The sequence below is a fragment of the Acidiferrobacter sp. genome (genome assembly GCF_054609335.1).
In genome coordinates this window covers 37739-47310 of record NZ_JBTRWP010000023.1, presented here as the reverse complement: position 1 = coordinate 47310, position 9572 = coordinate 37739, and the positions used below count along the sequence as shown (strand labels likewise).

Annotated in this window: 10 protein-coding genes, 2 tRNA genes and 1 pseudogene; 1 reads left to right on the top strand and 12 read right to left on the bottom strand. The window is 63.6% G+C overall.

Annotation, left to right across the window (positions count from 1 at the left end):
* On the top strand, positions 1-1175 hold a 1175-nt coding region (locus ACYCTF_RS07960; protein ID WP_461284769.1), incomplete at its 5' end, for a putative bifunctional diguanylate cyclase/phosphodiesterase.
* A 377-nt stretch (positions 1176-1552) separates the two neighbouring features.
* Here ACYCTF_RS07960 and ACYCTF_RS07955 read toward each other — a convergent pair.
* The 12 genes and pseudogenes from ACYCTF_RS07955 to ACYCTF_RS07900 form a co-directional block, all read right to left on the bottom strand.
* Positions 1553-1780 carry a tyrosine-type recombinase/integrase gene (locus ACYCTF_RS07955; RefSeq protein ID WP_461281946.1) on the bottom strand — a complete coding sequence of 76 codons (228 nt, stop codon included), beginning with the start codon at positions 1778-1780 and terminating at the stop codon, positions 1553-1555.
* Positions 1743-1982: pseudogene (locus ACYCTF_RS07950) on the bottom strand (tyrosine-type recombinase/integrase); the annotation flags it as partial. The gene ACYCTF_RS07955 and the pseudogene ACYCTF_RS07950, both read right to left, overlap by 38 nt.
* A gap of 300 nt (positions 1983-2282) precedes the next feature.
* Positions 2283-2561 (bottom strand): hypothetical protein, encoded by a 279-nt coding sequence (locus ACYCTF_RS07945; RefSeq protein ID WP_461281947.1) that lies wholly within the window; start codon positions 2559-2561, stop codon positions 2283-2285.
* Between the two features lie 125 nt (positions 2562-2686).
* Positions 2687-2763: transfer RNA gene (locus tag ACYCTF_RS07940), tRNA-Met, on the bottom strand.
* Positions 2764-2840: 77 nt separating this feature from the next.
* Positions 2841-3938, bottom strand: coding sequence for a redox-regulated ATPase YchF (ychF, locus tag ACYCTF_RS07935; RefSeq protein WP_461281948.1), 1098 nt, complete (start codon positions 3936-3938; stop codon positions 2841-2843).
* The gene (gene pth, locus ACYCTF_RS07930; protein ID WP_461284768.1) at positions 3928-4527 is read right to left on the bottom strand and encodes an aminoacyl-tRNA hydrolase; all 600 of its coding nucleotides are present in this window, start codon (positions 4525-4527) and stop codon (positions 3928-3930) included. The genes ychF and pth overlap by 11 nt, the downstream gene beginning before the upstream one ends.
* Positions 4528-5193, bottom strand: coding sequence for a 50S ribosomal protein L25/general stress protein Ctc (locus ACYCTF_RS07925; protein ID WP_461281950.1), 666 nt, complete (start codon positions 5191-5193; stop codon positions 4528-4530).
* A gap of 65 nt (positions 5194-5258) precedes the next feature.
* Positions 5259-6194, bottom strand: a complete 936-nt coding sequence (locus ACYCTF_RS07920; protein WP_461282131.1) for a ribose-phosphate pyrophosphokinase — start codon at positions 6192-6194, stop codon at positions 5259-5261.
* Positions 6195-6254: 60 nt separating this feature from the next.
* Positions 6255-6329 (bottom strand) — tRNA-Gln (locus ACYCTF_RS07915).
* A complete protein-coding gene (gene ispE, locus ACYCTF_RS07910) occupies positions 6309-7184 on the bottom strand; it encodes a 4-(cytidine 5'-diphospho)-2-C-methyl-D-erythritol kinase (RefSeq protein ID WP_461281951.1) in 876 nt (291 codons plus the stop codon). The genes ACYCTF_RS07915 and ispE overlap by 21 nt, the downstream gene beginning before the upstream one ends.
* Positions 7181-7774 carry a lipoprotein insertase outer membrane protein LolB gene (gene lolB / locus ACYCTF_RS07905; protein WP_461281952.1) on the bottom strand — a complete coding sequence of 198 codons (594 nt, stop codon included), beginning with the start codon at positions 7772-7774 and terminating at the stop codon, positions 7181-7183. The genes ispE and lolB overlap by 4 nt, the downstream gene beginning before the upstream one ends.
* An 11-nt stretch (positions 7775-7785) precedes the next feature.
* A complete protein-coding gene (locus tag ACYCTF_RS07900; RefSeq protein WP_461281953.1) occupies positions 7786-9504 on the bottom strand; it encodes a tetratricopeptide repeat protein in 1719 nt (572 codons plus the stop codon).
* Positions 9505-9572: the final 68 nt, after the last annotated feature.

Here is a 9572-nt window from a genome sequence, read left to right as displayed (position 1 = left end):
TGGATCTGGATGGATTCAAGACCATTAACGATTCCTTGGGGCACGCGACCGGGGATTTGATATTAAAGGCCGTGGCGCGACGCATGAGGTCTACTCTGCGCTCTGAGGATACCGTGGCGCGCCAAGGAGGGGATGAATTTATTGCGATCCTGTTGGGGCTTACGAGCATTGAGACCATAGACAAGGTAATCCAAAAACTGCTCGCGAGCATCATCGCGCCCTACGAGATCCAAGACCACGTTCTTTATGTCGGTGCAAGTATTGGTGTGGCGATCTATCCGGATGACGGCGAAGATGGGGACACCTTGCTCAAGAATTGTGATATCGCTATGTATCGGGCCAAAGAAGCGGGCGGCAACACTCGTTTCTTTTTCGCGCCGGAGATGAATCGCGAGGTCGTTAAAAAGCAATCTCTCAACACGAATTTGCACCAAGCCTTGGCGCGGGATGAATTCCGGCTCCATTACCAGCCGGTGGTCGACCTTGCTTCGGGGGCCGTGGTGGGTCTTGAGGCCCTTATACGCTGGCAGCATCCCACGCAGGGGCTACTCGGCCCGTCCCACTTTATCTCTTTGGCCGAAGAAACGGGGTTAATCGTTCCGATCGGGGAATGGGTGCTTGCCTCTGCCTGCGCCCAGCGGCAGACATGGGCGAAGGCTGGAATAGACGTGCCACCTATTGCAGTCAACCTTTCCGCCCGCCAGTTCCGCGACAGCAGACTCATAGCCACCATGACGCGCATTTTAGATGAGTCAGCCGTGGAGCCCCGCCACCTCATACTCGAAATCACCGAAAGCATGGTCATGGGGAATGGGGATAAGGCCATAGAGATACTACACGTCCTTCGCTCCATGGGCTTCCAGATCGCCATTGACGATTTCGGAACGGGCTACTCAAGCTTGAGTTATCTGAAGCGCCTGCCGGTTAATATTCTGAAAATCGATCAGTCGTTTGTGCGCGACATCACAAGTGATGCCGCCGTGGTGACGGCAGTGATTACCTTGGGCCACAGTCTCCATATGACGGTCATTGCCGAAGGCGTCGAAACCGACGAACAGCGCATTATCCTGCGTGATCAGGGCTGCGATCAGTATCAAGGGTATTACTTCAGTAAACCGCTGCCGCCCACGGAAGTAGCGGCGAGACTTAAAGATGTCCGCGATTCGGAGAGCTAAGCCGCTGTTTTTTGCTATGGCCATGGTGTGTGAACGCGTGCTCCATGGAGCCGTTTCGTTCGCAGCCGAAAGGGCCACGCCCGGGCGCTGTGATGGGACCCGCGCCCAGAGGGTGGGCCGCAGGATCGCAGCCGGGTGCGCCAAAGCCCCCTCGGCGGCGATGCTCGCAGCGCCCTCCATCTCAATTTTGTGGAAGGCAGCGGCACGCCGGACGGACTGAACAACCACGGGAAACCCAGGGATCTCCTGCTTGTACAAAGATTCGGTATCCATAAACTAGCACCTCAAAATTAGAGATTGGCTAGCTCACGAATCGAGGACCCTTCGGCTATGGTCTCGACCTGTTGGATCGGCCCTGTCAGTTTTGGGTCGGCCATTTAACCCATCCTCCCCACCAAATCCTCGGCCCGGAGATGAGCGTACTGCTTCACTATCTGCATGGTCTTGTGGCCGGTAATCGCCGCGACCTCCAGGGCACTGAACCCACACTCTCCCAAGCGGCTCGCGGCCTCATGGCGCAAGTGGTGGAAGGTCAGGCCCGTGATGCCGGAGGCCTTACAGACCCGCTCAAAGGGCTGCAAGATCGAATCCGGGCGCTGCTCCACACCACCCCTGCGGGGGTGGCAAGGCGCGCCGGCGTGGCGGGGCATCGAGGACGGCCAGTGCGGTCGTGGACAGCGGCACGCGCCTTGGGGAGCTGGTCTTGGTCTCCGGGATCAGCAAGACATTGGCTTTTCGATCCAGGTGCTCCCACCGCATGGCCGCAATCGCGCCACGGCGCATGACGGTCTCGATGACCAGGTAACGATCGGACCGATTTCGCCGCCGTAGGTGGTTGCTGCGGACAGGAGGCGGGCTTGCTCGTCGCCGACCAAGCGACGGTCACGGGCCTGGCCGGGAGGGGGCAACTGAATGGAGTCCACCGGACTTGCCAAAGATTCCATTCCCCATTCCTTTCTCGCCACTTTGGATATATGCGCCAAGAGCGCCAGCTTGCGGCGCACGGTGCCCGTAGGGGAACCGCTGACGAGCTCGGCGTCTCGCCATGCCGCCAAGTCTTTCCCCCGGATAGAAGCTTAAAGAGTGGCCCCCTAAACCGCTCGAGCGCTAGGCTCCGAGCGTACGCCCCTCGTCACTGCGGCTTTTCTTCTTGGGAGTGACCTCGCACTCGTATCGGTCCCGGGCCTCCGCCAAGGCCGTGGACTCGGCCTCGGCCTGCGATACGAACACGCCCCGCGCGATCTCAGACTCGATAATGGCCGCCCATACCTCGGCCTCCGCCCTGGTGTCAAAGGCGCGAACCTGTGTTGGAGAGCCTCGTCTGCGGATGTGCGCCCGCCAGACCCGCCGACCCCGGGGCCCCTTGCGCGGAATGAACGATGCCATACGCTCCCCCCTTGTTGTTCGTATTTTTGGGTAAAACTTTATCGCGAACGAAGCCGCATTACGGCGCGGTTACAGCAAATCGAGAATAGGGCAGGGGTAGTGCGCGCTTAACTGCTTGTTTTATATGGTGGCTATGGGTGGACTCGAACCACCGACCTCAGCATTATGAGTGCCGCGCTCTAACCAGCTGAGCTACATAGCCTTGTCCTGAAGGTGGGGCATTTTGGGGGCACACTTGGGCGATGTCAAGGAACGAGACCGCTCCGACGCCGTCCGCCGCTAACGGCCCACATTGAACCGAAAATGCACCACGTCACCGTCTTGCATCACATAATCGCGACCTTCGAGCCGCATCTTGCCGGCCTCGCGCGCCCCCTGTTCGCCGCGCAACCGCACATAGTCCTCATAACCTATCACCTCGGCGCGGATGAAGCCCTGCTCGAAGTCGGTATGGATGACGCCCGCAGCCTGCGGCGCCAGGCTCCCTTGGCGCATGGTCCAGGCCCGGACCTCCTGGGGCCCCACGGTAAAGAAGGTCTCAAGACCGAGGAGCGCGAAGGCCGCGCGCACGAGGCGGTTCAGGCCCGGTTCGTCCTGGCCGATCTCGGCCAGGAAGGCCGGGCGCTCCTCATCGGGCAGCGACACGAGCTCCGCCTCGAAGGCCGCGCAGATGGCGAGCGCCTGGGCACCCTCGTCACGGGCGCGCGATGCTACCCGCTCCCAGAGGGGGTTATCGGAAAAGCCCCCTTCCTGGACATTGCCGACGTAAAGCACGGGCTTGGCCGTAAGCAGCGAGAAGCCACGGATCATGAGCCGCTCGTCGTCGGTCAGAGGCAAGGTCCGCACCATGCCGCCACCGTTCAAGTGCTCACGGATACGTGTCAGCAGATCGCGGCGCTTGGCGTCCTCCTTGTTGCCGGCACGCGCACCCTTGGTCTCGCGCGCAGCCGCGCGTTCCACGCTCTCGAGGTCGGCAAGCGCAAGCTCAGTATGGATCACATCGATATCGGAGAGTGGATCGACGCGCCCGGCCACATGGACCACGTTGTCGTCCTCGAAACAGCGCACGACTTCGATAATGGCGTCGGTCTCGCGAATATGGGACAGGAACTTGTTGCCCAAGCCCTCGCCCTGCGCGGCCCCAGCGACAAGTCCCGCGATGTCCACAAACTCCATGACCGCAGGCACGATGCGCTGGGGTTTAGCGATCGCGGCCAAAGCGTTCAGCCTCTTATCCGGGATCGCGACCACACCCACATTGGGCTCGATGGTACAAAACGGGTAGTTCTCGGCCGGAATGGCCGCCGCCGTCAGGGCATTGAAGAGCGTCGACTTGCCGACGTTGGGAAGCCCCACGATACCGCACTTAAGCCCCATCGGCCGTCTCTCCGCCTGTCGTATGCAATAGATTCATGGCCCGCTGCGTATCGCCCTGAACGATCAAGGGCAAGACCTCGAGCCCGCGCGCAAGGCTCGTCTCGATTGCCGAGGCTTCCTCGCGGGACGGCCGTCCCAGCACATAAGGGACAAGATCACGCCGCGGGGGCGGTCGGCCTATGCCGATCCGCAAGCGCCAGAAGTCGGCCCCCAGGTGCGCGATGATGTCGGTGAGTCCGTTATGTCCGCCCGCGCCCCCGCCCTTCTTCAGACGGACAACGCCCGGCGCGAGATCGAGCTCATCGTGCGCGACCAGGACTTGCGTGGGCGCCAAGCGATAGTATCGGCACAAAGCGCCCACCGTGGTCCCGCTCTCGTTCATGAAGGTTGATGGTTTCACAAGCCACAACTCCGCCCCATGCACGTGCGCACGGCAGACGGACGCCGAGAGCTTGCCTTCGTGCCGCCACGTAGCGCCCACCCCGTGGGCGACCCGGTCCAGAAACCAGAACCCGGCGTTGTGCCGGGTGTCGTCATATTCCGGTCCGGGATTCCCAAGCCCCACGAGGGTCGCCAGGGGCTCTCCCAACTACTTCCCTTCCTTCTTCGGGGCCTCCGCCTCGGGGGCCGCGGCGGTCGCCTCGGGGGCGGCCGAGGCCGGCTCCGGCTCCGGAGCCTCACGGACCACGGTAATGGTCACAATCGCGAGATCGTTGCCATGGGTGAGGTCCGTCAGGGTCACGCCCTCGGGCACGGTCAAGTTGCTCAAGTGGATGGAGTCGCCGACATTGAGGTTGCCGACATCAACCGTCAGGAACTCCGGCAGCTGGCTCGGCAGACAACTCACATCAACCTCGGTCATGAGATGCGCCACGAGGCCGCCCTGGAGCTTCACGCCGGGAGCGGCCTCCTGGTTGATGAAATGCAAGGGCACCAGCAGATGGAGGCGCTCGGTGGCGCTCACCCGCTGCAGGTCCAAATGGGCGACCTTAGGCTTAAAGGGGTGCATATGCAGGTCGCGCAGGATCGCCTGGTCGATGATCTTGCCGTCGACCTTGACCGACAGGATCGACGTGAAAAAGGCCTCATGGCGCGTATGGTGCCAAAGCGGGTCGTGATCAAAAGACAGCATCACGGGTTCCTTGCCGGCCCCATACAAGATCCCCGGCACCTTGCCGGCGCGGCGCAGGCGGCGGCTCGCACCCGTACCCTTCTCGCTGCGCATCTCGGCGTTCAACTCGAATTTTCCACTCATGACCACTTCCTCTCTTTAAGGGGGCCTCGCGACCAAGGCCCTCCGACGTCCCGCGGCCGGACTGATTAGTCCATGAAGAGCGAACTCACGGAGTCTTCGTCCGCGATACGCCTTATGGTCTCCGCGAGCAGCTCGGCTACGCTAAGCTGCCGGATCTTCACACATGAGCGCGCCTGCGCGCCCAACGGTATGGTATCTGTCACCACGATCTCATCGAGCACCGACCCCTCGATACGCTCGACGGCGCGCCCCGACAACACGGGGTGTGTACAATAGGCCACGACCCGCAGCGCGCCATGCGCCTTCAAGGCGGTCGCCGCCTCGCAGAGCGTGTTGGCGGTATCCACGAGATCGTCCATGAGGACGCAGGTTCGCCCCTCGACTTCGCCTATGATGTGCATGACCTTGGCCTCATTAGGCCTGGGCCTGCGCTTGTCGATGATGGCAAGCCCGGCATCGAGGTGCTTGGCGAGCGCCCGGGCCCGCACCACGCCCCCGACGTCTGGCGACACCACCAACAGATTCTCATAACTATGCCGCCAGATATCGCCCAAGAGCACCGGGGCCGCGTAAATGTTGTCGGTCGGGATACTGAAAAATCCTTGGATCTGGTCGGCATGGAGGTCCATAGTCAGGACCCGGTTGGCGCCCGCGGCGCTCACCATGTCCGCCACCAATTTGGCGGCGATCGCAACACGCGCGGTGCGCGGCCTGCGATCCTGCCGCGCATATCCGTAATACGGGATCACGGCGGTGATCCGTCGCGCCGACGACCTCTTGACCGCGTCAAGCAGGATCAAGAGCTCCATCAAATTGTCATTACTCGGCGCGCAGGTGGGCTGCAACAGGAAGACGTCCTTGCCGCGGACGTTCTCCATGATCTCTACCTGAATCTCGCCGTCACTGAAGCGCCCGACATGCGCCTTTCCAATCGGGATCCCCAAGTGGCGCACCACGGATTCGGCCAACGCCGGATTCGCGTTGCCCGTGAAAACCGCCATGTTGTCTGTTGACACGGGTTCCTCGCGGATCGACTGAAAACTGTTCCGTACCACTAAAAATGGCTGGGGTGCCAGGATTCGAACCTGGGAATGCCGGAATCAAAATCCGGTGCCTTACCGCTTGGCGACACCCCAATGCGTGATCGAACTCAAGCGCGCGTGCACGGGATGGGTATTGTGCCCGCGAGCGAGACATGCACGCCAACGGGGCGGGCAGGCCGCTACCACGTCTTGCCCATAGGCCGTATCCGGCACCTCAATGAAAAGCGACGCGCCCGACCCACTCATGCGTACGCGCCCGTACGCCTCAAGCCAGCGCCAGGCCTCGTCGACTACCCCATGGCGCGCGCGCACAACCGCCGCGAGGTCATTATCTCCCTGCCCGGCACGGAAGTCGCGTATTGTGATGGGCCGCCCAAGGCCTGTCAAATCAAGCGCAGCAAACACAGGGCCGGTCAGCACCGCGGTGTCCGGAACGATGACAACATACCAAGGCTCGGGCAGATCGATGGCACTCAAGCGCTCACCCACCCCCTCGGCCCACGCGGCGCTCCCGCGTACGAACACAGGGACATCGGCACCGAGACTCAAGGCCAGATCCGCGAGCTGCTCCAGCGACCAATAAAGCCCCCAGAGGGCGTTCAGGGCAAGCAAGGTTGTGGCGGCGTCTGAGCTGCCGCCGCCCAAGCCCCCACCGATCGGCAGGCGCTTGGTCAAGTGGATGCGCGCCCCATGACGGGTCCCCGAGGCCTCCTGGAGACACCGCGCGGCGCGCACCGTGAGGTCCCGGTCCGCGTCGATCCCCGCCACGGCCCCATCACGCGCGATCTCCCGATCGTCGGTGACTGTGAATCGCAGATCGTCCTGCCAGTCGATGAACTGAAAGACCGTCTGGAGATCGTGATAGCCGTCGGGCCGCCGCCCCACGACATGCAAAAAAAGATTGATCTTGGCCGGGGCCGGCCACACCTCGGGCAGGGCTTCCTTCATGTCACGCGCCACCGGTCGATGCGGATCTTCACCACGATCCGGCCAGACCCCGAGACCCCTTCCCGGGTCAGCGTCAAAAAGCGCGGCAACCGGCCCTTGGGAGTCCGCCCATAACTCCGATAACGGATCGACCAACCGGCCTGCCTGAGCGACGCGAGGAGCCCATGGCGATCGAGCTTGCGCTCCACCACGGGTCCGGGTGCGGGCATTCCGAGGATCCAAAACCGCAGACCCGCCACCGGCAGGCGCCAGCCTGTCAAGCGCCAGAGGAGGCGCGATGCGCTCGTGCCCTGGAAACGTCCGTGCTCGGTGCGCAGCTGCGCCCCGGCGGGGCCCGCACGCAACCGGAAGATGACACGCCCAAACGGGCCGAAGCCCGTCATTTGGTAGGCCGCGGGCCTCACGACCCAGCGCAACATGAGTGTCCCGCCGTGGCGGCCAGCGAGCACGCCGCTCTCCGCCGATACCCTGAACGCCTGGATCGCCGCCATGCGGGCCCGGTGCGCGACCCATATCCTGTGGGGGTGGCGGACCGCAGGCCTGGGCATAGTCGCGCATCCGGCCACAAACACCGCAAGGACCGCGACCATCCACCGGCGCATCATAGGGCGGAGTGCTTGGCGAGTTCGGCCTTCAGCACCGCATTATGCGGGGCCTTCGTAAGTGCCGCGCGCCAGAGACGCAAGGCGCGGCCGTGCTCCCCGGCCCGCCAGAGCGCGGCGCCCAGATGGGCGGCAATGGTCGGGTCACGGGACAGAAGGAAGGCCCGGCGCAGATAAGGAAGCGCCAGCCGCGGATGCCCCGTGCGATAGTAGGCCCAGCCCATGCTATCGAGAATATCCGGATTCTTCGGGTCCAAGGCGAGCGCCCGGCGGACCAACGCCATGCCGCGCTTTTCATGCTGATGATGATTGATGTAGGTGTAGCCGAGCGCATTTAAGGCGACCGCGCTGTGCGGGTGGGCCGCCACCAAGTGCTCGAGATCCTGCTCCGCCGCGGCGACCGCGCCGGATTTCTCCTCATCCAAGGCCCGCGCGTAGAGCAGGACGTTGGGATGGGGGCTCTTGGGCGTCACCGCCTTCAAGAGCGCAAGACCTTGGGCGTAGTGACCCATGGCCATCAAGACCTCGTTGCGGGCGAGCGCCAGCGCCGTGATCTGAGCGGGCGTATGCGCGGCCACGCGCGCGAGGCGTTGCCAGGCGAGGCGCGGGGCCGACTCCTGAAGCAACATGAGCCCGTCGCGCATCGACGCGGTAAAACGATAGGGCGCGCCCACACGGGCATAGTAATAATGGGCGCGCGCAAAGCGGTTCTGCTTTTGGGCGATCTCACCGAGATACAGTTCGGCGCGTGGATCCCCGGGGGCGAGCGCCAGGCTGCGCTTCAGATAGGATCGCGCAAGCCCGAGGTCATCGCTGCGCAGCGCGATCAGGCCCGCGGCATACAAGACCCGCGCATCGTTCGGAGCGGCGGCGGCGATCACCCGGAACTGCGCGAGTGCCCGATGCCAGTACTCCAGCGACACCAACCGGCGCGCATAGTCGAGGCGCAGACGCGTCGCGCTGGGGTTGCTCTTCAGGAACCGTGCCGAAAACGCGAGCGCGCGGCGCGGCGCGGCGCTCCAGAGGATGCGCGCCTTCAAGACCGCCGCCCCCTCCCAGTCGGGCTTGAGCGCAAGCGCCGCGTCGATGGCCCGCAGCGCGGTGGCCTGGTCGTGGTCCTGCCGCGCCAAATCGGCAAGCGCATACGCCCCGATCGGATCCTTGGGGTAACGCTGCGTCAGGGCCTGCATGACCATCAAGGTCGGCGGGACCCGCTTGTGACGCAAGAGGAGCGTGGCGATATGCTCGAACGCGAAGGCACGGCCGGCCGACCCCTGAGCGGCCGCCGCCTGCGCCAAGGCGCGCTCGAATTGCTGCACAGCAGCCTGGGTCCGATTCAAGCCCAGATCAGCATCAGCCAAGGCCTCGCGGGCACTTGCGCTCTTGGGGGCCAAAGAGAGCCATAAGCGCGCCAAATAATGGGCCTGGGCATAACGGCGCGCGTAGAGCGACAAGAGCGTCGAGCGGCGGGTAAGACCGAGGTTGCCGGTCTCGCGCGCGGCCTCACCAAACGCCTGCGCCGCGGCGCCCAGACGGCCCTGTTGACCGGCGATGTCGCCGAGCAGGACGTGGTAAAAGAGACGACCCTGGCGATGCGCTTTAGAGGATGGGGCGGTCGCGACGTGGTGGACCACAGGCGGCGGAGCGACCGTGGCGCATGCCGCCAAGAGGCCGACTACGAGCATCGACGCCGCTGCTCGCCACAAACCCTGCGTCATAACACTCCATGCCACTGATATGATGGGGACACACCGAAGCCTTGAGCGTCTATGCTCTTCGAAAACCT

Excerpts from the sequence above, each read along its gene's own strand:
- lolB (WP_461281952.1), bottom strand. The coding sequence starts at position 7,774 with ATGGTCGCGGTCCTTGCGGTGTTTGTGGCCGGATGCGCGACTATGCCC.
- ACYCTF_RS07945 (WP_461281947.1), bottom strand. The coding sequence starts at position 2,561 with ATGGCATCGTTCATTCCGCGCAAGGGGCCCCGGGGTCGGCGGGTCTGG.
- ispE (WP_461281951.1), bottom strand. The coding sequence starts at position 7,184 with ATGAAGGAAGCCCTGCCCGAGGTGTGGCCGGCCCCGGCCAAGATCAAT.
- ychF (WP_461281948.1), bottom strand. The coding sequence starts at position 3,938 with ATGGGGCTTAAGTGCGGTATCGTGGGGCTTCCCAACGTCGGCAAGTCG.
- ACYCTF_RS07925 (WP_461281950.1), bottom strand. The coding sequence starts at position 5,193 with ATGAGTGGAAAATTCGAGTTGAACGCCGAGATGCGCAGCGAGAAGGGT.
- ACYCTF_RS07920 (WP_461282131.1), bottom strand. The coding sequence starts at position 6,194 with ATGGCGGTTTTCACGGGCAACGCGAATCCGGCGTTGGCCGAATCCGTG.
- ACYCTF_RS07900 (WP_461281953.1), bottom strand. The coding sequence starts at position 9,504 with ATGACGCAGGGTTTGTGGCGAGCAGCGGCGTCGATGCTCGTAGTCGGC.